At 45.4% G+C, this 25,973-nt stretch carries 29 protein-coding genes; 10 read left to right on the forward strand and 19 right to left on the reverse strand.

Annotation, left to right across the window (positions count from 1 at the left end):
* Positions 1-40: 40 nt before the first annotated feature.
* From L3C95_RS28625 to L3C95_RS28635, 3 genes are read right to left on the reverse strand one after another with little or no spacing between them, the layout of a single operon-like run.
* On the reverse strand, positions 41-289 hold the full coding sequence (locus L3C95_RS28625) for a hypothetical protein (RefSeq protein WP_236393639.1): 249 nt from the start codon (positions 287-289) through the stop codon (positions 41-43).
* A 10-nt stretch (positions 290-299) separates the two neighbouring features.
* Positions 300-554: a hypothetical protein gene (locus L3C95_RS28630; RefSeq protein WP_236393640.1), complete on the reverse strand. Its 255-nt coding sequence runs from the start codon at positions 552-554 to the stop codon at positions 300-302.
* Positions 555-586: 32 nt separating this feature from the next.
* Positions 587-1,510: a zeta toxin family protein gene (locus L3C95_RS28635; RefSeq protein WP_236393641.1), complete on the reverse strand. Its 924-nt coding sequence runs from the start codon at positions 1,508-1,510 to the stop codon at positions 587-589.
* A gap of 201 nt (positions 1,511-1,711) precedes the next feature.
* Between L3C95_RS28635 and L3C95_RS28640 the strand changes: the two genes are divergently transcribed.
* Positions 1,712-2,551 carry a universal stress protein gene (locus L3C95_RS28640; RefSeq protein ID WP_236393642.1) on the forward strand — a complete coding sequence of 280 codons (840 nt, stop codon included), beginning with the start codon at positions 1,712-1,714 and terminating at the stop codon, positions 2,549-2,551.
* 158 nt (positions 2,552-2,709) lie between these two features.
* Here the strand turns inward: L3C95_RS28640 and L3C95_RS28645 are convergent, their stop codons facing one another.
* The 3 genes from L3C95_RS28645 to L3C95_RS28655 form a co-directional block, all read right to left on the reverse strand.
* Positions 2,710-3,108 carry a DoxX family protein gene (locus L3C95_RS28645; RefSeq protein WP_236393643.1) on the reverse strand — a complete coding sequence of 133 codons (399 nt, stop codon included), beginning with the start codon at positions 3,106-3,108 and terminating at the stop codon, positions 2,710-2,712.
* A gap of 103 nt (positions 3,109-3,211) precedes the next feature.
* Entirely contained in the window at positions 3,212-3,757 is a 546-nt protein-coding gene (locus tag L3C95_RS28650; RefSeq protein WP_236393644.1) for a DUF4199 domain-containing protein, read from the reverse strand.
* Between the two features lie 112 nt (positions 3,758-3,869).
* On the reverse strand, positions 3,870-4,343 hold the full coding sequence (locus L3C95_RS28655) for a response regulator transcription factor (RefSeq protein ID WP_236393645.1): 474 nt from the start codon (positions 4,341-4,343) through the stop codon (positions 3,870-3,872).
* Positions 4,344-4,465: 122 nt separating this feature from the next.
* Here L3C95_RS28655 and L3C95_RS28660 point away from each other — a divergent pair, with 122 nt between their 5' ends.
* A complete protein-coding gene (locus L3C95_RS28660) occupies positions 4,466-5,059 on the forward strand; it encodes a phosphatase PAP2 family protein (protein WP_236393646.1) in 594 nt (197 codons plus the stop codon).
* Between the two features lie 15 nt (positions 5,060-5,074).
* Here L3C95_RS28660 and L3C95_RS28665 read toward each other — a convergent pair whose 3' ends face one another.
* On the reverse strand, positions 5,075-5,644 hold the full coding sequence (locus L3C95_RS28665; RefSeq protein WP_236393647.1) for a hypothetical protein: 570 nt from the start codon (positions 5,642-5,644) through the stop codon (positions 5,075-5,077).
* A gap of 477 nt (positions 5,645-6,121) precedes the next feature.
* Here L3C95_RS28665 and L3C95_RS28670 point away from each other — a divergent pair, with 477 nt between their 5' ends.
* Positions 6,122-6,361 carry a hypothetical protein gene (locus tag L3C95_RS28670; RefSeq protein WP_236393648.1) on the forward strand — a complete coding sequence of 80 codons (240 nt, stop codon included), beginning with the start codon at positions 6,122-6,124 and terminating at the stop codon, positions 6,359-6,361.
* A 29-nt stretch (positions 6,362-6,390) separates the two neighbouring features.
* A complete protein-coding gene (locus L3C95_RS28675) occupies positions 6,391-6,804 on the forward strand; it encodes a VOC family protein (RefSeq protein ID WP_236393649.1) in 414 nt (137 codons plus the stop codon).
* Between the two features lie 100 nt (positions 6,805-6,904).
* Here the strand turns inward: L3C95_RS28675 and L3C95_RS28680 are convergent, their stop codons facing one another.
* Positions 6,905-7,303: a group III truncated hemoglobin gene (locus L3C95_RS28680; RefSeq protein WP_236393650.1), complete on the reverse strand. Its 399-nt coding sequence runs from the start codon at positions 7,301-7,303 to the stop codon at positions 6,905-6,907.
* A gap of 155 nt (positions 7,304-7,458) precedes the next feature.
* Between L3C95_RS28680 and L3C95_RS28685 the strand changes: the two genes are divergently transcribed.
* Together L3C95_RS28685 and rsgA are read left to right on the forward strand one after the other, a co-directional pair.
* Positions 7,459-7,893, forward strand: a complete 435-nt coding sequence (locus L3C95_RS28685; protein WP_236393651.1) for an RrF2 family transcriptional regulator — start codon at positions 7,459-7,461, stop codon at positions 7,891-7,893.
* Between the two features lie 224 nt (positions 7,894-8,117).
* On the forward strand, positions 8,118-9,182 hold the full coding sequence (gene rsgA, locus L3C95_RS28690; protein WP_236393652.1) for a ribosome small subunit-dependent GTPase A: 1,065 nt from the start codon (positions 8,118-8,120) through the stop codon (positions 9,180-9,182).
* A 198-nt stretch (positions 9,183-9,380) separates the two neighbouring features.
* Here rsgA and L3C95_RS28695 read toward each other — a convergent pair whose 3' ends face one another.
* Positions 9,381-9,872 (reverse strand): GNAT family N-acetyltransferase, encoded by a 492-nt coding sequence (locus tag L3C95_RS28695; RefSeq protein ID WP_236393653.1) that lies wholly within the window; start codon positions 9,870-9,872, stop codon positions 9,381-9,383.
* A 115-nt stretch (positions 9,873-9,987) separates the two neighbouring features.
* Between L3C95_RS28695 and L3C95_RS28700 the strand changes: the two genes are divergently transcribed.
* Together L3C95_RS28700 and L3C95_RS28705 are read left to right on the forward strand one after the other, a co-directional pair.
* A complete protein-coding gene (locus L3C95_RS28700) occupies positions 9,988-10,293 on the forward strand; it encodes a hypothetical protein (protein WP_236393654.1) in 306 nt (101 codons plus the stop codon).
* Between the two features lie 52 nt (positions 10,294-10,345).
* Positions 10,346-10,795 carry a DinB family protein gene (locus tag L3C95_RS28705; protein WP_236393655.1) on the forward strand — a complete coding sequence of 150 codons (450 nt, stop codon included), beginning with the start codon at positions 10,346-10,348 and terminating at the stop codon, positions 10,793-10,795.
* 1 nt (position 10,796) lies between these two features.
* Here L3C95_RS28705 and L3C95_RS28710 read toward each other — a convergent pair whose 3' ends face one another.
* From L3C95_RS28710 to L3C95_RS28725, 4 genes are all read right to left on the reverse strand, one after another.
* Positions 10,797-11,558 carry a helix-turn-helix transcriptional regulator gene (locus tag L3C95_RS28710; protein ID WP_236393656.1) on the reverse strand — a complete coding sequence of 254 codons (762 nt, stop codon included), beginning with the start codon at positions 11,556-11,558 and terminating at the stop codon, positions 10,797-10,799.
* Between the two features lie 40 nt (positions 11,559-11,598).
* Positions 11,599-11,904 (reverse strand): DUF3817 domain-containing protein, encoded by a 306-nt coding sequence (locus L3C95_RS28715; RefSeq protein WP_236393657.1) that lies wholly within the window; start codon positions 11,902-11,904, stop codon positions 11,599-11,601.
* A gap of 2 nt (positions 11,905-11,906) precedes the next feature.
* A complete protein-coding gene (locus tag L3C95_RS28720; protein WP_236393658.1) occupies positions 11,907-12,371 on the reverse strand; it encodes a hypothetical protein in 465 nt (154 codons plus the stop codon).
* A 66-nt stretch (positions 12,372-12,437) separates the two neighbouring features.
* Positions 12,438-13,343, reverse strand: a complete 906-nt coding sequence (locus L3C95_RS28725; protein ID WP_236393659.1) for an AraC family transcriptional regulator — start codon at positions 13,341-13,343, stop codon at positions 12,438-12,440.
* 63 nt (positions 13,344-13,406) lie between these two features.
* Between L3C95_RS28725 and L3C95_RS28730 the strand changes: the two genes are divergently transcribed.
* On the forward strand, positions 13,407-14,129 hold the full coding sequence (locus tag L3C95_RS28730; protein WP_236393660.1) for a protein phosphatase 2C domain-containing protein: 723 nt from the start codon (positions 13,407-13,409) through the stop codon (positions 14,127-14,129).
* A gap of 107 nt (positions 14,130-14,236) precedes the next feature.
* On the opposite strand, the gene L3C95_RS28735 is transcribed toward L3C95_RS28730, so the two are convergent.
* Entirely contained in the window at positions 14,237-15,838 is a 1,602-nt protein-coding gene (locus L3C95_RS28735; protein WP_236393661.1) for a Na+/H+ antiporter, read from the reverse strand.
* Between the two features lie 120 nt (positions 15,839-15,958).
* Between L3C95_RS28735 and L3C95_RS28740 the strand changes: the two genes are divergently transcribed.
* On the forward strand, positions 15,959-18,007 hold the full coding sequence (locus L3C95_RS28740; protein ID WP_236393662.1) for a M3 family metallopeptidase: 2,049 nt from the start codon (positions 15,959-15,961) through the stop codon (positions 18,005-18,007).
* A gap of 34 nt (positions 18,008-18,041) precedes the next feature.
* On the opposite strand, the gene L3C95_RS28745 is transcribed toward L3C95_RS28740, so the two are convergent.
* The 5 genes from L3C95_RS28745 to L3C95_RS28765 all read right to left on the reverse strand — a co-directional run bounded on the left by L3C95_RS28745 (position 18,042) and on the right by L3C95_RS28765 (position 25,973).
* Positions 18,042-19,619, reverse strand: a complete 1,578-nt coding sequence (locus L3C95_RS28745) for a gliding motility-associated C-terminal domain-containing protein (protein WP_236393663.1) — start codon at positions 19,617-19,619, stop codon at positions 18,042-18,044.
* Positions 19,620-19,746: 127 nt separating this feature from the next.
* On the reverse strand, positions 19,747-20,343 hold the full coding sequence (locus L3C95_RS28750; RefSeq protein ID WP_236393664.1) for a GNAT family N-acetyltransferase: 597 nt from the start codon (positions 20,341-20,343) through the stop codon (positions 19,747-19,749).
* Between the two features lie 98 nt (positions 20,344-20,441).
* Positions 20,442-22,958: a YfhO family protein gene (locus tag L3C95_RS28755; RefSeq protein ID WP_236393665.1), complete on the reverse strand. Its 2,517-nt coding sequence runs from the start codon at positions 22,956-22,958 to the stop codon at positions 20,442-20,444.
* A 413-nt stretch (positions 22,959-23,371) separates the two neighbouring features.
* Positions 23,372-23,956: a Crp/Fnr family transcriptional regulator gene (locus tag L3C95_RS28760; protein ID WP_317207722.1), complete on the reverse strand. Its 585-nt coding sequence runs from the start codon at positions 23,954-23,956 to the stop codon at positions 23,372-23,374.
* A 298-nt stretch (positions 23,957-24,254) separates the two neighbouring features.
* On the reverse strand, positions 24,255-25,973 hold the full coding sequence (locus L3C95_RS28765) for a cytochrome-c peroxidase (protein ID WP_236393666.1): 1,719 nt from the start codon (positions 25,971-25,973) through the stop codon (positions 24,255-24,257).

A 25,973-nucleotide genomic window follows, 5' to 3' on the forward strand; every position in this document is an offset into this window, starting at 1 on the left:
TCACTGTATCTTGCAAACCATTATGACCAACGGACACATTTTAAAGTACAAGGCACTCCTCATTGCCCTTATTTCCACCTGCAGCCATCATCAGGGATTCATTTCTTTCTCTTATAATTTCCTTAGTAGTCTCAATCATTCGTCTGGTCGCATAGTCATCCTCGCCAGCGATATATGCCATTGTCCTTGCATAGCGCTCCATTCGGAGTTTTTCACGACTCTCTTTTCTGAATGTGCCTTTGGGTTTTCTTTTTGTACAGCGGTGGCTTGTTATTGTCTTCTTTTTCATATTGAACCTTTTAAAGTACAAGACAATTCTCATTCATCTTATTTCCGCCCGCAGCCGCCATCATTGCCTCGTTCCTTTCCTTTATGACCGATTTAAGCGTTTCAATCATCAAATCAGTCTCATAGTCGTCCTCACCAGCGATATATGCCATTGTCCTTGAGTATCGCTCCAACTGGATCTTCTCGCGATTCTTTTTTCTCATCCTAAAAAAAGCTTTTTGAATTCCTTCGCTGAACCAGCGACCAACTACCGTTTTACTTTTCATATTTTTATATTTTGTTCTAAAAAAATTAACCTTCATCCTACATTGTACCAGCAGGCAGGATTTGCAACATCCAGATCAATTCTTCGTTTATTTTTTTGCATATCCGGGTCTGTCATGATCATACCAAAACTACGGAAACATGTATCTGCCCTTTCTTTCAGTACATAATAACACAACAATGGATCATTCCCGACATTATCGAATACATATCCTAATGGAACATACCTGTTTGTTTCATTAAATCTATGCAATGCCCTGATAGTTGCTTCTCTTCGTTTCAAATATAGTAAGGTCAGATGCACCTCGTAATTTGTCTCTGCCAGGAACTCCGCCAATTTGACTATTTTATCCGGCTCCTGTCCTACTTTAGGTATCACAACATTATAGGCTTCGTTGACAGCCAGCTTACATACCCCTTCCAGTTTTAAGGGATTATCATTTTTAAATCCAAAGATTATGTTGTTGGACTCTTTTTGTACCAGCGTTGCGCCACATTCATACTCGAACTCCGGAAATTTTCTTTTTGCATAATCACTGTCCAGAATAATCGCACCCTCTTTCTCAGCTATCTTGTTAGCGACAGTTGACTTTCCTGAAGCTGGCGGGCCAATCAGGATATAAGCCTTCCTGTCTTTTCTTATGCCCGAAGCAGGCAAAGCCCCACCTGTCCCCAACTTTATTTCATCTTCGTTGTCCCTTCTTTTTAATGTAAATAACTCATGGATGATTTGCTTGCGCAATTTCCATCTGTCAACATTATTTACATAATCTCTATCGCGGTATTTTGTACTGACCAGTGTATTTTCTTCATCTTTGAAATCCATCAGCATTTTTTCACTGGTTACAATTTTTCTGATGATTGCCGGAGAAATCCTCTGGTCAACCTGAAGAACATCTACAAGAAAATGCTCAACTGAATCATCATCCCGTAGAAGCCGGGAATAATTTACCTCCATAAATTTTGGTGTATAGTTGTTGCTAACAAACGATTTTCAAATCACAAGACAACATTAAATTACATACAAATTTGAATATAAAAAATTTTTCATCCCCACTTTATTCAACATTTATCAAAAGTATTATTCACCTATAATAATGAATATCTAATCATAAAACACTGGCCTGATTTTTTCGCCTGTTATTAAAACACCTTTCTCATGCAAACCATCCTCGTACTTACAGATTTCTCCGATGTAGCGCTACGGGCTGCTCAATACGCTATTCACCTGGCCGGCCAGCTGCATAGCAAACGCATCATTTTGTTCAATGCATTCCAAAGCCTTGAACCTGTCGCCAATGTACCGGTCACACCGGAAATACCAGTTATACAGGCCGATCCTAATGAATTGTACAAAGAGAGTATCATGCAGCTGGACAATCTCCGCAGCATGCTGGAGCCTTCTGCTGCCGGTATCACCATTGATACGCTGTCAGAAGATGATATACTCGAAGAGGCTGTCAAAAAGTTGATCAGTAAAGAAAATGTGGACCTCGTAGTTGCCGGTCTGGCCGATAAATCTAACCTGGAGAAATTTCTGGTAGGTAGTCATAGTATACGGGTAATGGAAAGCTGCCATTATCCGCTGGTGATCGTGCCTGAAGATGCCCGGATAACACCACTTGAAAAGGTACTGCTGGCTGTGGATTTTGATACACTCCGCCGTGGGAAAGCCTTGCCCGAACTGGTTGGAATGCTCAACACTTTACACACCGAACTGTTTGTAGTCAATGTTGCCAGCGATGAAAGTTACTCCTCCGAGACAAGAGAAGATATTAAACACCTTCATCAGTTACTGGACAGATATCATCCTTCATTCAACTATATAGAAGATAGTAATGTGGTGAACAGCATCAATGAATTTGCCGCGCAACATGACATTTCACTGATCATTGCTATTCATGAAAAGAAAAGCCTGCTGGCTACTATATTTCAGAAAAGCGTCTCGAAACAACTGGCCTGGAACAGTAATGTGCCACTGCTGATCCTTCCGGCCTGAGAAGACAGGTCTCAGATTGCCGCCAGCTGTATAAGGTTACAAAGTTTCCGGGATATACCTTCTCTGCAGAAACATGATACCTGTCATCATCTTTAATACTTAGCGCAGATGGCCAACGTATATCCCGGTCTATGTAACATTCATACAATTGCGTTTACTCAGGCTACAGCCAGTGACGCGGTTCCTTTTGCTGCCTCAAAGCGCTTCCAGGCATAATAAGGCACAAACATGATCAACAGGGCCACTACTGGCGGGATCAGTTCTCCAATAGGGTCACCTACTGCTGCGCGGGAACAAAAAGCGCCGATGAAGTTGATCGCAAACCCAGCGAATGCCCATTCTTTAAGTGTCCTGAATTTAGGCTGCAGAATAGCAAGAGCGCCCAATAACTTAGCCACCCCAAAAATGGTCAGTACATACTCCGGATATCCCAGATGTTTCATAATAGCCACACCGGTTGCCTCATGCATGATCCCTCCTATACTATCCATCAGCATCAGTAATACAAAAATGCCCGTTGATACCCAGTAGAAAATTCTGATCTTATTTGTTTTCATAATTGTGTGTTTTATGATGCAAACATATCAGCATTTTTCAAGTTATGTGATGTGCGATTCGGACAGTATAAGGGGGAATTCAGGACATGCCGGATATAGGCGGTTAATTGCTTAGTACCCCGGACAACCTGCGTGAACGCCGTTTCAATATCAGGGCGCTGATAAGGGCGACTACTATACCGAGCGGTAATACTTCCGCAAACGTGAGCAGTATAACGAAGATGGGCGACTTATACATCGACTGATACCACTCCATATTTTTTGCCTTGGCTGCCAGTTCGGCCTCGGTAGCGCCACTGGTCCTGGCCTCATTCATCACATGCGCTGTGTATTTATCCATAAAATCCGGAACGAAAAGGTAGTACTCCACCAGCCATGTCAACACGTAAAAAGTGGAGGCAACAAGCGCGATATAGAAACCGACCTTAAAGGCTTTTCCAAAAGTGATCGTTCCCTGGTTGTACCTGTCCCGGTAATTTTTTATTCCCACAAAAATAAACGCGAAGGCGATCAGCATCCCCGCATAACCGACCACTTCATTTCCCTTAAAACCCTCGGGATTATTATAACAGGAAAGAGAGGTGGCTACCATCATGGTAGTAATGATCAATCCCGAGATCAATCCGAAAATAAGAACGTTCTTTTTCATCTGACGTATGTTTTAGTAATGGGACAAAAATGCCGGAAACCTCCCGGTCCCCATTCATACTTAAGGGTGATTTTAAGTAAAAACGAAATTTTCACCCAAAAGGTTGATCTTATTATCTGATGATATTCAACTTCTTAGCTCTATCGACCGCCTGCGTCCGCCTTTCCACATCCATTTTGGAGAACAGCCTCAATGAATGGGTCTTGATTGTATTCAGCGACAGGAATAGTTTATCCGCGATCTCCTGGTTACTCAGTCCATCGGCCATTAATTGCAATACTTCCAGTTCCCGTTTGCTCAGGTTCAGCTTTTCCAGGGCTTTGGCGTCCGGCATGAAATCGGCTCCTTTTTCGACAATAACCTCTTTTTCAATGACGATGGTTTCCACTTTGGGGCGGGATAACTTCAAGGCCAGCCATATGCCCAGCCCGGTAAAGATCAGGGCAATAAATCCGACATATATTTCGTGGGCATGATCGATAATGATGAAACGCAGTTCCAGCCACTTCAGTAAAAACAGTAACAGTGCGAGGCAGATGCCGTACAGAATAGTATGCCTGTTCCGGGTGATGAACTTTGACACCATCGATACTTCTTTTAGGTCCTGTTGTCAAAAATAAGACATTTCCTGACTGCACCTTTTCCGCCTTTATTTAGTAAATTGATCTGCAAGGACTCTCTGCCCAGGCGTTCATTTAAAGACAGGATATGAAAAGTATTACCCGGCTATATCTGACATTAGTACTGCTGACTACTGCTACTCCCCTTACCATTGCCCAATCCGGGCTGCAACGTTTTGACGACAGGACACTGGAATACCTGGCAGCCCACCGCACACCAGGACAGACCAAAGCCTGGCTGTTCATTTCCAACACCAACGACTATGTGAATGTGGCGATTCCTGCCGGTCTGCTCGTAGCCGGGATCATTGATCACAATCCTGATATGCGCCAGAATGCCCTGTATGTTGCCACCAGCACGGCCACCACTTTCCTGCTGAATACACTTATCAAGAAACTGGTGAGACGTCCCCGGCCCTTTATATCCAATGTTCATCTTACCGCCGTTTACCAGCCCTCTTCCACTTCTTTCCCTTCCGGACATACGTCTTCTGCCTTCAGTTCTGCAACTGCACTGGTACGGGCCTATCCGAAGTGGTATGTGATTGCGCCGGCTTTCTTGTGGTCGGGCGCTATAGGTTATTCGCGGATGTACCTGGGAGTACACTATCCTTCTGATGTCACTGCAGGGGCGCTGTTGGGAGCAGGAACTGCGTTTGGGCTTGGTTTCATGAGGCCATAATCGTCAATTGGGGCATCATACCTTGATCATCTTCGCTACGGTCGTCACATTGCCAGGAATGTTCTCGGCAGATATCTCGACTTTCGCCTGGTGGGTATCCAGCGTCCCCGTTGCCTGATAGATCCAGACCGTAGGTATTCTGTCCTCCGTTGCATAACCTTCTTCTTTCAATACGTCGTTTTCATTGAAGATCTTCACGTAGACCTGATACACCCTGAAAAAGTTTCTGGCGCGTACAATGATTTTCTGCCCCGGACGCCCGTTGTAAGCTTCAAAATCAATTTCGGAGATCTTCGGGGCACTCATGGCGTCTTTTAATGCCATGTTGTGGGCATTCTGCGCTCCTGTCGCGAGCGAGTGGTAATAAACTTTCAGATCCGGATCTGCGACGGCCTCTGTCGCAAAACAGGATGCACGGTAGAACTTATCCTGTAATGCGATCTGTTCGTCCGTAAATTTCGAATTGCGTTTAGTTTTTCCCCTTGCCCGTCTAACAAGAGGTACTCCCTGACGGTTGTAAAAGTTCAGATTCCCGATAGTTCCTGACAGCTTACTCGTCAAAACGTTGCCAATTACTTTTGCCATAATAAGATTGTTTTGGTGATGAATGAAATTACATTAGCAATATTAAGCACAGCATCAACGTCGTTCAAAAAAAACTATACGAGAGCCCCAAATTAACAAATAAGAGGCCTTTTTCGGCTCATAAGAGCTTCTTCGTCCCATACATATAGGGTTGATCTATACTACCAATATAGTGGGAGGTATAACTTACAGGCTTTCTACTCCTGCGTTACAGCCACTATTCTATAGCGATGGCTATATAATAGCGGTTGTAACGCAGGAGTACAGAGCCTATAAGCTATACGTCCCACTATATTCCTACCGAATCCTTACCCTTACCTGACGCCCGAAAATGTCCCATTCTCCCCCCTATTATGTCGCTTTCACGACCCGGGCAACCGAAAGGTTTCACATATTTTTGCAACCATAAGGTTCCATGAAAGAAATCATGTACCGGCCGAGCCTGATTAAAACCTGCAACCTGAAACTCTTATGTATATGGTGGAAGTATTCAAAACGAATGTTAATAACCGGCAGCACGCTCATTCATTCCTTACACGGATGCACAGAATATACGCCGATTACAAGGCAAATTTTGATCTGGAAGACTGCGACAGGATATTACGTGTGGAGTGTATGTCCGGCATCGTTAATCCATCAGTAGTGATCAACCTGCTGAAAAAATGTGGATTTGAAGGAGAAGTGCTGACAGATGAAGTGATCATTCCGCATGCGTGACCGTAAAAATTCTATAAACCTATAAAAGTATGGCAACACAAATTTTCGTGAATTTACCCGTTAAAGACCTGGAAAAATCCAAAGCATTCTTCAGTGCACTCGGGTTCGAATTCAATCAGCAGTTCACCAATGAGAAAGGCGCCTGTCTCATTATCAGCGAAAACATCTATGCTATGCTGCTGGTAGAAGATTTCTTCAAATCATTCATTAAAAAAGATATTGCTGATTCCTCAAAATTTGCGGAAGTGATCAATGCCTTTTCTGTGGATAGCAGGGATAAAGTGAACGAGCTGGCCGACAAAGCACTCGCAGCCGGTGCATCAGCGTATAGCGAGCCACAGGACTATGGGTGGATGTACTCCCGCGCTTTCCAGGACCTGGATGGTCACCTGTGGGAAGTGTTGCATGCCGATATCAGTGCTATGCCAGCAATGGAAGGCTAACAGGCAGCACCTCAACTCTTTTCTCCTTTCGCCATGTGAAACTACACCGGAGCAGGCGGGATACTGTCTGTTTCTGCAGATGGTCTGTCCTTTGCTCCGGTTAGTTATTATTATTCGGTGGAAATCCCATCATTGACTGCATAATCCTGGCGATATTCTTTGCACGCGCTTTGGCATTATCTGCTATCTCTCCCTGGAACAATGCATCCACTGTACCGTGGAAAAGTGACAACCACCGACTAAAATGATTGGGTGCTATCGGCAGGGATAAATGTTTACTCATAGGATCACCTTTGTACCTACCCGAGTACAAAAGCATCGTGCTCCAGAAATTACACATGATTTCCAGGTGCGGCCCCCAGTCGGCAATTGCCTGCTCAAATACAGGCCGCAGTAGTTCATCTGCCCTTACCTTATCGTAAAAAGTATATACCAGCTTCGCCACGTCCTCTTCTGTCTGAATGTCCGCCAGTGGTGGCCTTAACTCAATGTCAGTCATAACTTTATCTTACCTGTTTTACAATTCGAATGTTGATGTAATGAACTTCTTCATCAACCGTTTTCCCATGTCAAAGTTATAGCTTTTTACTTATTAAAAGACTTTTTTGTCCTTTAATAAAAATCTATACTATATTTGCTTCACAATTTGAAAGGATGTTTTCTAAAACTTGTGAATATGCCATCCGGGCAATGATATTTATTGCGCAGCAAACGAAAGATGGAAGCAGGGTGGGTATCAAGGATATTGCAAAGGGCATAGATTCCCCTGAACACTTCATTGCAAAGATCTTACAGGAACTTGGCAGAAAAGGTGTTGTACAGTCGCTAAAAGGCCCTACCGGTGGTTTCTATCTTGACAACAGCGGAAGGAAAACAACCCTCGCTACCATCGTTAAGGCTGTAGACGGAGATGATATCTTTTCCGGTTGCGGCCTCGGACTGAAACAATGTTCAGATAAACATCCCTGCCCTCTGCATCATGAGTTCGTCAATATCAGGAAAGACATTACCAACATGCTGAATAAAACCAAGGTCGGCGACCTCCAGGAACAGCTGGACAAGAAACTGACATTCCTCCGAAGAGACTAAAAATTTGCTGAAAATTCCTACCTTTGCCCAAGTATGACATTTAACAATTCTACATACCGCCTATCTTCCGCCGGAATGATTGTAGCGTAACGCAGCTGGTAATTAACAATACCTGATACCACTGCGTTTCCCCACTCCGTATTTCATATTTTTTTATGAATCAATGCCCTGTTGCCCGGACACTGCATATTGTCCGCATGCACAGCGCTGCAATCTATTCAACAATGTCATCATTATCACAATATGGCTGGAACAGCCATTTCGAACAACACTATACATCCTTTTTCAACCAGGGCCTGGAAGCAGGCCGTGTAACTGCCATCAACGGCTTCAATCATACAATCATCAGCAATAACGGATCTTCCGCGGCCATACTGGCCGGCGCCCTTATGAACAGCAAAGAGACCTGGGAGCTACCGAAGGTGGGCGACTGGGTGGTGTTTAAGCCCTACGATGATCAATGCATCATCTTAGACGTACTACCCAGGCAAAATGCTATCAGCCGGAAACTGCCCGGCAAAAGCAGCCAGCAACAGGTAATTGCTGCTAATATCGACGCAGCACTGATCATCCAGGGCCTCGACCGCGACTTTAACCTGCAACGACTGCAACGCTACTTGCAGCAGGTGTATCAGTGCGGCATACAGCCCGTTGTTGTACTGAACAAACAGGACCTTGTCGATGATCCGGAGGCCTACCGTCAACAGGTAGTGGATCTGGGATATAATTGCCCGGTGCTACTCACCAGCGCTTTAGATCATCAGCAACTGAATAGCTGGACCTCGCAGTATCTTCAGGCAGGGAAGACCTTTGCTTTACTGGGTTCTTCCGGCGTGGGAAAAAGTACTTTGTTCAACGCCTTATCAGGGCAGGCCATACAAAAAGAAGGGAGCCTCAGCACATTCAATAACAAAGGTCAGCATACCACTACTGCGCGTCACCTGACTGTATTGCCTAATGGCAGTATGCTCATTGACTCGCCCGGCATGCGTGAGTTTGGTCTTACCATAGATGCAGACGAAGGTGTAAACTTCCATCATCCGCAGATAGAAGAGCTTTCTGCGAAGTGCCGTTTCCGTGATTGCACACATCAGCAGGAACCCGGTTGCGCTGTAACTGATGCGGTTGAAGCAGGTACATTACCTATGGCAGTGTATCGCAATTATCTGAAACTGATCAGAGAACAATATCACTACCAGGCAAGTGCTATGGAGAAAAAACGAATGGAACAACAGTTCGGCAAATTATCTAAACAAGTGAATGCGCTCCGTAAAAAACGGAAGTATTAAAAATAAGGTTGCTTACCAGGGGTAATAAAATCCCTGGTAAGTAACTATTCAGTTGTTAATTGCGGTAACTGCCAGCAGTTTAATATAGTGATAAGATGATCTGAATACAAAATAGTTCAGGAATAATTTTTATATCGCACGAACTACAAAAAACGCTTTCTCAAAGCGGATTGACAGGAATGGAATGTGTACATTCTTTTATTCACCTACTTTGGTGTTTTCAACAGTTCTCTTTTCAGACAGGTTCTCCTCTCCGATTGTATAATCAAATACCTTCTGTTGTTTAAACTCTTTAAAACCATTCTTGATATAGAAGGCATGTGCACCTTCCCTGATCACGTTACTGCGTACACGCAGTGTACTGATGTTTCGCTCCGCAGCCCACTTCTTTGCTTTGTCAACGAGTAATCTCCCAATACCTTTGCCATGAGCATTGCGTGCTACTACCAGTCCGCCGATCTCGCAGAACGGCCCTGATTCCAGGCGAATAGTATAAAGCACATGGATCCACCCGAGAACAGTTTCACCGTTCACGGCAACGTAGGCTACGTCACAAATACTTTTATCGATTGCCTGGATGTAAGTGATCGTGTCTTTAACTGTTGAGGGGTATCCCAATTCGGCTGATAAAGCGGCTACCTGGGCCGCATCTTTCACTGAGACATGCCGGACATAAATCGCACCGTTCATTTACTGCTTAGTTTATCTTAATAAAATTCTCAATATAATTGGATGGAATAAAAGTACACATTTTCGCGCTTGGCATGGCATATTTATTGGGTTATTTCTACCAAAAAGAAGTGCTATGGAAACGACACATGAGATTAAAATTATTCCTGTTGATTACAACTCAAACGAAATGCCGGATGCTGTCAGGAACTACAAACCTATTGTGCTGAATGATGGGCATGAATACTGCTGTTTCCTGGGCGAAAGACCTGAGTACGGTATTTATGGCTGTGGCGACACTGCTGATGAGGCTATCATGCACTGGAACCAGAAGTATCTGCAAAAGACCGTAGAGGGCGCACTGTTTTCCACCAAAAAACCTATACTGGAAGGTAGTGATGACGTAGTGAGGGCATATTTCTACCGTGGCCTGTCCATTTAATGCTACACCCCGTAGAAAAAGACGTATCTTGCATAAAGGAAACCTTGCATATATGTCGACACTTACAGCGTTAAAGGAATTATTCAACCGGGATCTGAATAAGCTAAAGACAGAAGTATCCTTATATCAGCATGAGCCTGCTTTATGGATGATCGAAGCCAATATTGCGAACACGGCCGGTAATCTTTGTTTACATCTTGTCGGGAATCTGAATACTTTCATTGGTACACACCTGGGTAATTCCGGTTATGTCCGCCACAGGGAACTTGAATTTTCACTGAAAGATGTTCCCCGCGCAGAATTACTGCAAAAGATAGATGATACCATTAATGTGGTTGAAAAGACGCTGAACAATCTTTCCGAAGAAAAATTAGCGGAGGAATATCCTGTTGCTGTTTTTGATGGTAAAACAACAACAGCTTTTATGCTGATCCATCTTGCTACCCATCTCGGATATCATCTCGGACAGATCAATTATCACAGAAGACTACTTGATAAATAAGTTACCAATAAAGGGCTGATCTGTAGAATTCACCGGGTGTTTTGCCAGTGAATGACTTGAAGTCTTTTATGAAATGCGCCTGATCAAAATAGCCTGCCTCATAGGCCAGTTCTGTGAACGTACTGCCATCGGCCCGGCCTATCAGGCTTCTTAAGCGAACAATGGATGCAAACTGTTTGGGAGAGGCGCCTGTTATCTTTCTGAAGCGTTTCTCAAAAGCATCCTGGCTGATGTGCAGTTCCTGCAGGAGTTCTTTTATCCGCAGGTTACCGTTCGCCTGCCTGATACTGCGTAACGCTTCCTGCACCAGCAGGTCGGGTTTTGCCTGTTTCCAGGCAGTCAGTAAAAATCGTTGTATAATGTCTATGCAAGCCTGATTGTCAGGAGCGGAAGCCAGTTGTTCTGTAATATCATCCAGCTGTTGTCTGCGGATGAAATTATCCAATGAAGCAGAGGCCCCGAACAATTCATGCAAGGGCTCCTTAAAGAAGGCAGCAGCACCGTCCTCCCGGAAAACGATCAGCAGGTTGGCCGTGTTAGCGGCATAGGCCAGCGACCTATAGCTCTTTCTCAAGCCTCCTAATACAGTAGCCGGCAATATACCCTGATCTTTTTCCATCACCGTTCCCCTCAGCCGGAAAGCCATGACAACAGCAGTATCCGGCAGTATCTGGTTCTGCACGGCATAATCGCTTTCAATGATCATGAAAGATTTAATAAAGGGCTGTAAAGTGGCTACCGGTATGTATTTTTCGATACGCATCAGGGCAACGGTATGGAACAAAGATAATCCTTATTCCGGCTTATTCCATCCGCCGTAAGATCCGGTAGTCAATATAAAAAGTACCGAACGGGATCATACATGCCAGCAGCACTTTCCAGGTGATCTCGCTGAACTTCCATTTGTATTCAATACCAACGCTTAATGCATTGATCACAAAGATCACAAAGAAAAAACCGTGGATAGGTCCCATCAGCTTTACGAGGGACGGATCATTGGAAGCATATTTCATAGGCACTGCTATTCCTACTAATACCAATAAGGAGATTCCTTCTAAAAAACCGACCAGCCTTAAACGGCCCACTTTTGTACTGAGTAAACGCATCATTTCTAAAATGTTCTAATGTATGGCCTATGCGCCAGTGGCGAAAAGGGCCATGGTATGGCAATGAAAATTATTAACAGGCCCAGGGCAAACAGTATGGTCATGATCCGGAACTTGCCCTGGTTAGTGACTGATCTTTTGGCGGAAGAAGAGCCGATAGTAACAACGATCACGGCGATCGTCATCAGGATGACATGCAGCAATCCGAAGAAAAGGAAATCAAACTGTTTGATGGCTTCGTGGTAATGGCCCCTGAACCATGTTACCAGGGGACTATTGAAGTACAGCACATATCCGAGGCCCAGCTGTATATGAGTGATAGTGGCTGTTATATGCCTCACCTTATCGTCGGCAATAGTAAAGGAACGTTTTCCTATCCACCCTCTGATACCGCGGTATATGGCATATAACAGGCTTAATACGACCATCCATCTGAAGAAGGAATGTAATAGTAACAATGAAAAATACATCTCTGGTTTTTGTTCCGCAAAGGTCTGTCGAAATGAACAAATCTGTTAGGACATAAAAAGTCTACTTTAGGACATTTTAATCATTCTCCGGAACTCTGTAGGTGTCATTCCTTCATAACGTTTAAACAACCGGGTGAAATAGGACTGGTCTTCAAATCCCACCTGTATAGCCACTTCACTGATGGGAAAGTCGGACTGGCTCAGTAGTACTTTTGCTTCCTGCACAATCGCTTCATCAATCCATTTCGTAGGTGCTTTCTGCGTGATCGTCTTCACCGATTTATTAAGATGGCTGGGAGATATATTCAGCATAGCGGCGTAGTCGCTCACCATATGCCGGTTACGGATATTCTGGACAACCAGCTCTCTGAATTTGTTGGTGATACTCACGGCATTTGTCTGCGAGTTAGGTAATACTGGCTGGTAGACGCTGCTCACTTCACAAAATAAAGCTATCAGGTAAGGCTGTAAGATGTTCATATGCTGCAGTCCAAATTCCATATACTCACACAATATCCGCTCAAAGAGGTGCAACACAAACGTGGAAGTTCCTTCATCCAGTACAATATGAGGTTTACCCCACACTTTCAGGAACTCAAACTCTTTCAGTAATTCACTGTTACCGTATTTGCCCAGCAACATATCGTCATGGAACTTGCAGAAAAACCCTTTGTTCTTGTCCTGTCCATCAAAAGAGAAGACCTGTCCGGCAGGCACGAACAACATTTCCCCTTTCCGGATACGATAAATCTCACTACCTATCTTCATGCTTGCCAGTCCTTCCGTGAGGTACAGGCAGGCATGCATCAGCGACCTGGAAGCGGGGACTGCTTGTTTTACATGCCGGTACATGTCTTCTACCCTGCATATCAGGAACTTAGTCAGGTCGCCCTTCAGCAGGGCCTCCAGTTCCCGTGAAGGCATAAACCGGGAGGTGAATGCCTGGACGTCGTATACCTTGATTTCGTTCATATAAGAGGTGGACGAATGAGGCGGGGGAATATTGTCAGCTATTTGTTATTTTTGAGCAATAACATGAAGAGCTATACCACACTCCAAAAAGGGGAATACCATTTACATCATTGTGAAGACTACCTGTTTCTTGATAACATTAACCCAAATACAATTGTTTGTGCAGTCATGGATGGCTGTACCATGGGAACAGATAGCTACTTCATCTCTACGCTGACAGGAAAAATATTACGGAAGATCGTCAAGGCAAAAAGTTATGCTGACTTTTATACACCTTCATCGGCGTCACCCGCTGCGCAGTTAAAAGATATTATGCGCCAGCTTTTTAACGAACTGAATATACTCCGGAATCAGCTCCAACTGGAACGGAATGAATTACTGACCACTCTCCTGCTGTTGGTTGCCGACATGAAACAAGGTCAGGGCGCCATACTTGTTGTAGGCGATGGCTTGATAAACGTAAACGGCATCACAACAGTATTTGATCAGGAAAACAAGCCGGATTATCTTGGTTATCATCTCTCTGAGGACTTTGATACATGGTATGAAAAGCAGCAGTGCATTCCGGTCGATGCGTTACAGGACATAAGTCTTGCAACTGATGGTGTCACGTCATTTATCACACTTCAGCCATCGCCAGATACAATAGACCCACTTCACTTTCTGCTGATTGATCAGGGGCGTTCTGAAACTGACGAAATGTTGAATATGAAATTAAAAAGCCTGGAACACCAATATGGCATGAAGCCGGGAGATGATCTGGCCGTGGTGCGGTTGATATGGTAATTGCGGTTTCCCTTTATTATTTTATTTTGCACCCGAACACCCATACCATGGAAGCAATCATTAAGCAAGAGGGAGCTGCTGCAATCCGACAGCCCTCTTACCTTTTATCAGAACTGTAACCTTATCTTCTCTTCTGCAAGGTCCAGCTGTGAGAAATGTTTCCGGATGATCTCCTCATTAAATTCCTCTTTCTTATTGATCTGCTTCAGCATCTTCCGTTGCTCCTTCAACAGTTCAAAATAAACGTTCCGGTAGCGTTTGACGGCATATCGGCGGTTTACATCTGTGCCATGTGACTCTGCATAACTTTGCAAAAAGGTATGTTCGTTCTCCAGGCTGGATCTTAATTGCCGCAACAACCCATTCTCCTCCACATCAGTTTTAAACCTGTTATCGAGCGTATCCAGGGCTACATACGCCAGTTTCTTCCTGACAAGGATCTCCTGTTCAAGCTCTGACATGTGGTAATCCGGCTCTTCCAGTTTCATTTTGCGGATCAGCCAGGGCAACGTAAGTCCCTGGACGACCAACGTTACCAATATCACTACGAAGGTGATAAAAAGGATCATATTACGTTGAGGGAATGGCTTGTCGCCCGCCATCATAGGGATAGACAAAGCTGCCGCCAGGGATACCACACCACGCATACCTGCCCAGCCAAAGACAAAGGGCATACGCCATCCCGGGCGACTATCCGCTGTCTTAATGAACCTGCTGATAAACACTGTAAATACGGAAGCGCCCATTGTACTGAGAATGCGGGTCACGATCACTACTACTGAAATGATGAGTCCATACCAGATGGCGTCCTTCAGCGAGCTTTCTCCCAGCTGATGTACTACAACGGGTAATTCAAGACCTATCAGCATAAATACGATACCATTCAGTACAAATCCGACCGTAGCCCACACATTGATACCTTGTATACGGCTTAAGTGACTCAGAATGGAATTACGCCTGTTGGTCATAAAAAGTCCTCCGCTCACCACTGCCAGTACGCCGGAAAAATGGAAAGCCTCTGCCGTCATATACATTACATATGGGGCGATCAATGTCAGTACGGTATCCATACTGGCTGTTGTAGGCAACCAGCGGTGGAGGGCATAAAAGACAAACCCTACAGCAATACCGGTAGCAATACCCATTACAATCACTATTACAAAACTCAGGGCAGCTTCATGGAATGAGAAAGAGCCGGTAATGACTGCTGCCAGTGCAAACCGGTACACGATCAGGCTCGATGCATCGTTCATCAGGCTCTCCCCTTCTATGATCGATGAAAGCCGTTTTGGCGCGTCCACACCTTTCAACACCGTAGTGGCAGAAACGGCGTCGGGCGGAGAGATAATACCGCCCAGCAGAAAGCCCAGCGCCAGTGTAAAACCAGGGATGAGCAGGTCAGACACGACTGCTATCACGCAAGACGTAAGCAACACAATGCCAAAAGCGAAGGAACCGATCACTCTGCGCCATTTCCAGAACTCCTTCCAGGAAGTATACCAGGCAGCTTCGTATAGCAAAGGTGGCAGAAAGATGAGGAAGATAAGCTGCGGATCAATGGAGATAACCGGCAGGCCGGGAATAAAACTGATGCCCAGCCCACCCAGTACCAGCACGATGGGATAAGAGATCTTCAGCCGTTGCGCCAGCATTACCAGTAAGAGGATAACCAGTATGAGGCCAATGTACAATACAAAAGTAGCATGCATAGATACTAAAATAATACAATCCAGCCTATTTATACATAACCGGATGGATTAATACAATAAATACGATGACATTTATAAGAATAGTTATTTTTGCCGGAGTACTTTTTAATCAACGAAGACATGGAGCAGACAACCACCCTTAATCCACTACTTCAGGCATACAATACTCCTTTTGATGTTCCTCCCTTTGGTAGCATCGCGCATGAACATTACCTGCCGGCGTTTGAGGCGGGCATGAAGGAACACAGTAAAAATATTGATCTGATCACCAACCTGCAGACACCGCCTTCTTTTGCAAATACAATGGAAGCGCTTGAAAAAAGCGGTAAACTGCTCCGCAATATCAGCACGGTGTTTTTCAATCTCACTTCTGCCAACACCTCTCCGGAACTGGAAGAGATCTCCCGGCAGATAGCGCCGGTGCTGGCCAGACATGCGGACGATATTTACCTCAATGCAACACTGTTTGCCAGGATAAAAGCATTATACGAAAGACAGGATGCGCTTGAACTGACAGGCGAACAAAGCAAACTGCTGGAGAAGGTCTATAAAGATTTTGTACGTAATGGCGCTAACCTGGATGCCGCCAAACAGGAAAGGCTCCGGGAGATCAATAAGCAGCTCTCCCTGCTCACTGTTCGCTTTGGACAGAACCTGCTGGCAGAGACCAATCATTATGAACTGCTTATTACCGATCAGAAAGACCTCGCAGGACTTCCAGCCTCTCTTGTTGAAGCAGCAGCGCTGTCGGCAAAGGAAGCGGGTAAGGAAGGCTGGCGCTTTACATTACATAATGCCAGTGTAATGCCGTTCCTGCAGTATGCAGACCAGCGACATCTGCGGAAAGAGATCTACAATGCCTATGTCAACCGTTGCAATCATGATGATGAACGGGACAATAAAGAGATCGTAACACAGCTGGCGGCTTTAAGAGCAGAAAAAGCAGTCCTGCTGGGATATGCCTCTCATGCAGACCTGATCCTGGAAGAAAACATGGCTAAAACGCCTGCAAAAGCCAATGCGCTGCTGCAACAGCTGTGGACGGCAGCATTGCCCGTAGCGAAACAGGAGGCAAAAGAAATGCAGGCGCTGATGGACAGGGAAGGCAAGGGCGAACAACTGGAAGCCTGGGACTGGTTCTATTATGCAGACAAAGTAAGAAAAGAAAAATATAACTACGATGCTGAAGCCTTACGTCCCTATTTCAAACTGGACAATGTGCGCGAAGGACTTTTCTTTGTAGCGAAGAAGCTGTATGGGCTGACCTTTCATCCGCTGAAAGATATTCCTGTATATCACGAAGAAGTATCTGCTTATGAAGTAAAAGATGAGAACAGCCAGTTGGTGGGTTTGTTATACCTTGACTTCCATCCCCGCAGCTCCAAACGCGGTGGTGCATGGATGACTTCTTACCGCAAACAGTCGCTGAATGAGAACGGACGTGTAGCGCCTGTCATCTCTATCGTCTGTAACTTTTCCAGACCTACCAGCACACAACCGGCCCTGCTTACGCCGGATGAAGCGGAGACCTTCTTCCATGAAGCGGGACATGCATTGCATGGGCTGTTATCCAATGTAACATATGAAACGCTTTCCGGCACTTCTGTTCCCCGCGATTTCGTTGAACTGCCATCACAGGTAATGGAACACTGGGCTTTTGAGCCGGAAGTACTGGAACAGTATGCAAAGCATTATGAAACAGGAGAGATCATTCCTGCTGCTATGGTGGAAAAGATGAAAGCAGCGCTCAAATTCAACCAGGGGTTTGCTACAGTGGAATACCTGGCAGCAGCACTGCTGGATATGAGTTATCATACGCTTGCTCCCGGCAGGACCATCGTGCCGCTGGTATTTGAAAAAGAGGAAATGGAAAATATAGGGCTGATCCCGCAGATCGCTCCCAGGTACCGCAGCACCTACTTCCAGCACATTTTTGCAGGCGGCTATTCAGCCGGATATTACAGCTATATCTGGTCAGAGGTGCTGGACAGCGATGCCTTTGCTGCTTTCAAGGAAGCGGGCAATATCTTCGATCCTGCAACAGCTACTTCTTTCAGAAAGAATATCCTGGAAAAGGGAGGTACGGAAGAACCTATGCAATTGTATACCGCTTTCCGTAAGAGAGAGCCTGATGTAAAGTACCTGCTGCAACACAGAGGACTCGAATAATATTAACAATAACCGGTAGTCTTATGGCTGCCGGTTATTTTATCAGGATAACACTTCCCTGCTGTTGTATGGCCTGGTGCGTATTGTCAAGGTAAGTGATGGTCCATAGATAAGTGCCTGCAGGTAAGGGCTGCCCTTTCAGATCCCCCGTCCAACCGTTGTTCACGTCTGTATTTACATATAGCAATTGTCCCCAGCGATTATAAACAGACATCCTGAAATCGCTGATCCTGTCAAACACTTTTACCCGGAACACATCATTCACACCATCGCCGTCAGGGCTGAATGCATTCGGCACAAACACTGCACATTTATTGGAGGCCACTGCAACAGCAACATCACCGGAAATATCGCAGTCCTGCGCATCCGTTATATGGTAAGTATAATTACCACCGCTCAGATTCCTGATGACACTATCCTGTTGTGAAACAAACCCCGGAATACTGTAGGTATAAGGAATTACCCCTCCCGTGGCGCTCAGCGTCAGTACGGCATCGTTCGTCACGGCACAACTCATTTGCTGCAGCGAACTGCTTAAAAAAGTAAACAATGGCGGGTCTTCAACCGTGATGTCATAAACGGTATCCAGACATCCTTTCGCATCTTTGATGATAATATCATATTGGCCTGCATACAGGTTATCAAATTCCGGTGATAATTTGGCCTGTCTATCCCCGTTCAGATAATATTCATAGGGGCCTGTTCCGCCGGTAGTATTGAGATGGATCTTGTTTCTGTTCTCTCCGGTACAACCAGCAAGCGTAACGGCTGCATGACCGTCAAACTCCGTTTCGGGTACTGTAATTGTATCCCGTACGGTCACTCCGTTGCGGGCATGTATAGTTACAATATAATTCCCTGCAGCTAGTTTGTCCCTTTCATCGGCGATCATATTATTCTCTTCCCATTCGCAGGTAAACGGTGGATAGTTTCCTTCTACTGATATCTTAATGGAACCTGTGCTCACCCCCTTGCAACTGGGTACAATATCGTATGCTATGTGAGGCACCTCGCGAAGCGTATCTGAAAGATTATCCAGCGCCAGTGCTATGCCATAGGCATTGTCGCAGGCAACACGTACGTCTCCGCCGAATACAATGTAACTGTATTGACCATGAGGGGTAAATTCGGCGGTGAACCGCTGCCAATCTGTGTTATAGAAAGCGCCTGACTGCCATAGCAATTCCAGTGTATCCGTAAGGGTTGTTGCACCATAGATAGCCAGTGCGCCATAACAGGTGGCGGAATCATATCCCCTGGCAAAATAGAGGTCAAAAGAAACCCTGTAAGTTTTGTCTGGCAGCAGGTCAGTGTTCAGTTTCTGGGCAATCGCTTCCAGCCAGTGTGGTCCACCTCTGAAAGCCGAATAGGTTTTGCCATGAGAAGCTGGTTTATACACGCCTGTTACTCCCGGCTGAATGTCTGGTGTAGATGAAACAACCAGCCATTGACCGGGTGCTCTGTATTGAGAAGGTATTCCTTCCAGCGAAGGATTTCGGAGGCCAATGTCCTGGGCTGCGAGGGTTGCAGGCACCAAAATACCAGTAATGAAGGATATAAAAAGTAACGTACACAGCGTTACCGCCCGGTTATACCCAGCCTTTAATTTCATAGGATGTTGTGTTTCAATTGCTATACAGTCAGATATAAAAGGTCGGGCGGGCCCTTATATTCTCTCACAGGTTTATAATTTGCAAAGTTACTTTTAATTGATATTTTTTCATAATAACTTATCATGATTATAGGCGCTTGTGCAGATTCTCTTTTACACTGGTGAACCATTCATCTTTTAAAATGCTTAAGATGACGGTGCTTCTCCGGCTGCCATCCGGATTAGCGGCACAGCTCCGCATGGTTCCTTCTACGGTACATCCGATGCTCTTCATGGCCGCCAGACTCCTTTCATTTGTCTGGGTAGCCCTGAATTCCACACGTTCCATTCCCATACGCTCGAAGGCATACTGCAGCAGCAGGTACTTACAATGTTTGTTCAGTCCCGTGCCCTGGAATTCTTTACCATACCAGGTATATCCCAGCTGCAACATGCTGTTTGCAAGCTGGATATCATAAAAGCGTGTGCTGCCTGCATACTTTTGCAGTTGTTTATCATATACAATGAAAGGATACTCCTTTCCATCATTGCGGCCTTCTACTGCTGCACGAATGTACTCCCGCATAATACCGGGGGTATTGGGGGGTATAGCAGCATATTTCCAGATATCAGGTTCCGTTTGTGTAAAGGGGATAAGATATTCATCATCAGCTAATGTGAGGGGGCGGAGTAATACTCTTTCGTCTTGCAAAGTGATATTATCAGAAAAATTGAGTGATGCCATGGTGGGTGTTTTTCAAATGTGTAGTTACAAATATAGTTATAAACGAAGAGGGCGTCTCGTTATATGAGACGCCCTCCTGCATATTGAAATTCTTCCGTTTATGCCTTTGTTGCCCTGTTCTGTTTCCACAATACAAAGATGCTGCCTGCGATTGTCAACCACAGCAGGATATTTGCGATGTATACCAGTTTCTGACCGGTATAATAAGAAGCAGGCTCAAATTTGAACTCGATGGTATGCTGACCGGCCGGTACTGCAATACCACGCAGGATGTAGTTAACGTTCGCGTAAGCGGTTTCCTTACCATCTATATAAGCGTTCCAGCCTTCCGGATAATAAACTTCACTTAGTACTGCGAACTGATTACTATTTGCGCTTGTTGCATATTTGATAACATCGTTATCATAGCTTACCAGTTTGATAGTGGCAGCAGAGTCAAAAACAGGCTGGCTGGCGTTTGCTCTGAACGCATTATCGACGATCACCGTATCCTTCGGATTCAGGTGATCCAGGGCTTTGATAGCTTCGATCGGACCATTTACATATTGGACATGTTTGATAAACCAGGCCGCTCCCAGTGCGTCCGGATTACGCTGTACAACAGGCACTGGCTGCTGCTGGTCCTGTGAACGGGTGATCACATAACGGGTATCCAGCATATTCAGTACACCCATGTTCAGACCTCCGCCAGGTTTTGCGAACTGGTTTTCGATGATATCCTGGTAGGTACGCAGCTTGGCAGCGTGGTAACCACCTACTGAACGGTGATAATAAGAGGTAACAGCGTCATTGAAAGGATCGCCGGTAGACAGGTTTAATACCCTGTAATGCGGATCAGTATCCTGCAGGATCTGCTGATCGGCAGACGTTGGTGCGAAGTTGCCGGCCTGATAGCTGGATTCATCCTGGTAGTTCTCACTGTTGAGATATTTTTTGGCTACTACCAGCAGGTCTACTGTATTTACCAGTATGAATACGGAGATGATCACCATCGGTTTTGCAATATTCTTCATATAGCAATATAATCCGAGGATAACCAGCATGCCGATCCATAATATATGCCCGATACCACCGGCAAACATAGCTTTTCTGTCAGCGATCATGCCTTGCAGGATGCTGTTGGCCACAGTGGAGTTAGCCTGTTGTGTGAAGCCATCCAGGATCTGGCTATCATAACTACCCTTATAATCGTTGAATACGTATACCAGACCAGCAAATACGATCACTCCCCCGCTGACATACAGGATCTGTTTGAAGTTCTTCTGCAGGTATTCCTTCGCATCAGGGGCAAAGAATATCCTATCCAGTGTTAATACAGCCAGCAGGGGCAGTAATAACTGAGGGATGATCAGTGCCATGGAAGGAGCCCTGAACTTATTGTACAGTGGCAGATGATCAAACAGTATTCTGTTAAATCCGGCGAAATAACTACCCCAGGAGATGAAGATCATTAAAACTGCAGCGGCCAGTATCCACCAGCGGGTTATCGGACCTGCCTTGTTGCCGCCATTTCCGGCAAGCACCACCAGGCCGATAATAGCCAGAAAGCAGACTAATGCCCCACTATATGGAGGACCCGCAGTGAATGGTGCAATACCACCCCAGTATTTAGGTAAGGAAGCCGCTACCTGACTTGCCTGTGCTTCCGGAATATTCTGCTGAACAAGTGCTGAGACTACATTGGATTCAGGCCCCAGATGTTCACCGGAACCACCGCCAAAGGCGCTGGGCATCATCAGCACAAATGTTTCGCTTATACCCAGGCTATACGAGAATGCATAACTTTCGTCCAGACCTTCGGTTTTGGTTTGTGTCAGCTTACCATCTTCGGAAAGATCAACTGTCTTACCACCACGCATGGTGTATTTTGAATACTCATAGGTGGTGAGCAGGCTCTGAGACACGTTGGCAACGCCAATCAGTCCGGCGATAAGTGCAAGTCCCAGGGCGAAGGCCATATGTTTGAACTCTTTCTGCCTCACCCACATGATGATATAACCAATGGTCATAATACCCAGGGTGATCAGCAGGTAATAGGTTACCTGTGGGTGGCCTGCACCTATTTCCAATGTGGCAAACAATGCCGCGACAGCCACTCCCAGTATATATTTCCTCCTGTAGATCAGTACCAGTCCGGCGAGTAATCCCGGCATATAAGCGATAGCCAGCATTTTAGTCTCGTGCCCCACAGATATAATGATGGGGTCATAAGTTGCATAGGCAAAACCCAGGCTACCCAGTACGGCGGCCAAAACGTTTATGCCATAGGCCATTCCCAGAATGTAGAAACATAAACAGGCCACAAAAAAGTAGCTGGCCGGTTTAGGCAGGTAAAACTGCAGGAGACGGCCAAAATCAGGCAGAATAGACTTTGATTCCATCGCTACCTGGTAGTTGGGCATACCGCTGAACAAGTGGGTATTCCACAACGGGAAATGGCCGTGCGCCGCCTTATAGTTAAAAGCATCCTGCGCCATCCCTTTCCAGTGTACAATATCGGTCTGTTGTAAGACTTTGCCCTCCAGTGCCGGGCTGCAATATACCAGCGCAACTATCAAAAAGACGGCAATTGCAATCACGTGCGGGATGATCTTCTTCCAGGAAAAACTGTTCATAGATCTTGTTGTTATTTACTATACTGTTACTGATGAACACTAACCGCCTCTAAATCAGCGGACTGGCATCCAATTCTGTTCTTTATACTATTATTTAAAATAATAATGGGAGGCAATTTATGCTTAAATGTTAATCTTTCAAAGTGTTATAAAATAAGATATAATTAAAATGTAGGGGAAAAATGGTTTGGCAGCGGAAGGGGAGTCGTATGCGGGTAGGTGCCGAAGATCGGGGATGGTTGCCGGACAGGTGTAATATGTGGGGATTTACGTATTCTTTTTTTGTTAACCTCCCATTAACTAAAAACGAGAAATTTAACAGAGCAATCGTTATTTTGAGTGGGTCATTACTGCCGCATTTTAACTGCGCTCCATTATTGTCAGTGCTGCAATTTTTCCTTTAGACAGCTGCATCATCTCTCAATGCTTTGCCTGCGGATACGGCTTAATGTCTCAGGTGAAATACCCAGGTAAGAAGCAATCATTTGTTGCGGGAAGCGCTGTATGAGCGCAGGTTCCGTATTTACCAGCTCTTCATACCGCTCTCTGGCTGTATAGGCGATACTGCTGTGCAGGCGGCGTTGTGCGGCTATATGATAACGCTGGTCAATGATCCGCACCATTGTTACAACGGCAGGTACGGTATCTAATAAGCGCTGAAAAGCTTCATTGGTGATCAGTAAAAGCTCTGTGTCTTCCCATGCATCAATGTTGTACCGGCTGGGAGTCAGCATAAAAAAACTTTCACGGTCTCCGACCCAGGATTCTTCCAGTCCCAGATTGATGACATATTCCGTTCCCCTGGCATCTACACTATACTGCCGCATTGCTCCCTTAAGTATAAAGCCATAAAATTTGCAAACGTCCCCCTCCTGCAAAAGATATTGCTTTCGCCTTAGCCTCTTAAATGTAAATGCTTTCATGACTATCTCGAACTCGGTATCGGTTAAGGTAGTTGAAGCATAGCTATTAATATAAGACCGCAAAACCTCACTCATCCTTTAAAGGTAGGAATTTTCCAAAAAGCTGCTATGACCTTATCATACAACCTTATATGATCATATAATTCCCTAACACTGTTCACCAAATGAAACCATTTGCCAGTAAGCATTTCCAGGATACAGCGTATTATCACGCAAAATCGTATTACGTATTTCTACGCAGATAAATTTACTGTAACAAGTAGACTGCGGAAAGTTTTCATATAGCCGGAGAAGTCATATCTATACCGTTTTAGCAAAGATTAACATGTTATACTGATAAGTGTTATCACACCTACATATACCCCCTGGTGCATCAACGATCTTTGTCTGTCAGCGCTTCCATAAAAGCGATCAGCGCTTTCTTTTCATTTGCTGTGAGCTGAAGCGGCACTGCGGATAGTGTCTGGTTCGATACAGATAATCCGATGCCATTACCTCCTCCCTTATCATAAAAATCAATCACTTGTTCCATATTGCGAAAAGCGCCATTATGCATGTAAGGGGCTGTCACGGCTGCATTTCGTACAGTAGGCGTTTTGAAAGCGCCTTTGTAAAAATCAATGGGAAAGAATGCCAGGCGCCCGCTATCTTCATCCTGCAACGGGTGAGCAAGATCGTCATTAGCAGGTGCTCCCAATACTTCAAATTCAGTTCTGTTATAAAGCGGTGGTATCAGTCCATTGAATAAGGGAGCGAAGTGACAAGTAGCGCATAGTCCTTTTCCCATGAACAGGTTCCCTCCTTCCCGTTGCTCATTTGTCAATGCTTTTTTATTGCCTGCCATGTAGTGATCAAAGGGTGAGTTGAAAGGCGCCAGCGTGCGCAGATAGGCCGCCAGGGCCGCCTGTACCTGCAACAGGGAAATGCTTCCATACGCAGGCATGTTGCGTAACCTTTGCAGGACAGTGTCATCATTGGCATTCATTTCCTGCGGACTATGCATCACTGCTTTTACCTGCTCCTCCAGGCTTTGCACCCTGCCGTCCCAGAACTGGGAATACTGGTAACCGGCGTATAAAAGGCCCGGCGTATGCCGTGGTAATTCCTTGTTATCTACAAAACTCCTGTTCCTGACAAGGCCATCTGTGAAATAACGTCCCGGCTGATGACAGGTAGCACAACTGCGGGTCGCATTTCCTGACAGCGCTTTTTCAAAGAATAAACGTCTGCCAAGCGCAGTGTCTCCTGTTATGCCGTTGTGCGGGAAAACATCCGTTTTGAGTGCTGCAGGACTAAAGAGATCATAGTTGCTATTCAGCAATAAACGTTGTAAAGGCAGGGCATAGTTTACCAGAAAAGACAGCCGGTCAAATGAGTCAAAATCCGGCTGCATAGTCAGCATGCGAATGCCCGCTTGTAAGTAATATCTGATGCTGTCCTTTTTATCCAGATCCTGGTAAGGGGTCAGGATGGTATCAATGGCTTTCATGGCCGCCGCAGCCTCTGCTATACCGCTTTTTAGTAATGGTGCGTCATATCCTGTAATGTACAGGGTCATGATCCTTACCAGTTCCTGTTGTATGCTTTCCATTACCCGGGGACTGGTAGCAGAGAACTGGTACAACAAAGCATTCAGGTCTTGTGCCGTCTGCACCAGCACGGCAGCTTGCGCGGCCAGTTCCTGTCTGTGCTGCCATACCTGTGGATCGTACAACAAGGCCTCTATCTGCTGCAGACCTACCGGTTCTTCATATTCGATATAAGGCTCTTCTATTTCATATTTGGCCGGCGCATTAAAAACATAGGCTTCACTTGCGAAGAAATATTCCAGGAAGAAAGCGATAGACTTGTAACTGATCCTGCATTCACGCAGAGCCTGCCTTGCCGCCAATAAAGAGGTACTGTCACCGGCATGTAGCTGTTCTATACACTGCTGAAGCAGTACTGTCTTCTGCGCAAAGACAGGTTGCTGCCTTTTAAAATAGGCCACCACTCCATCTGATAAAGAGGCATGGCGTTCCCCCTGAGATGTAAGTATTACTGCTATCAACAGCAATACACAAATACCGGGGAACGCCACTCGCCAACGCAT

This window comes from Chitinophaga filiformis, from assembly GCF_021646545.1.
GTDB classification, from domain to species: Bacteria; Bacteroidota; Bacteroidia; order Chitinophagales; family Chitinophagaceae; genus Chitinophaga; species Chitinophaga filiformis_A.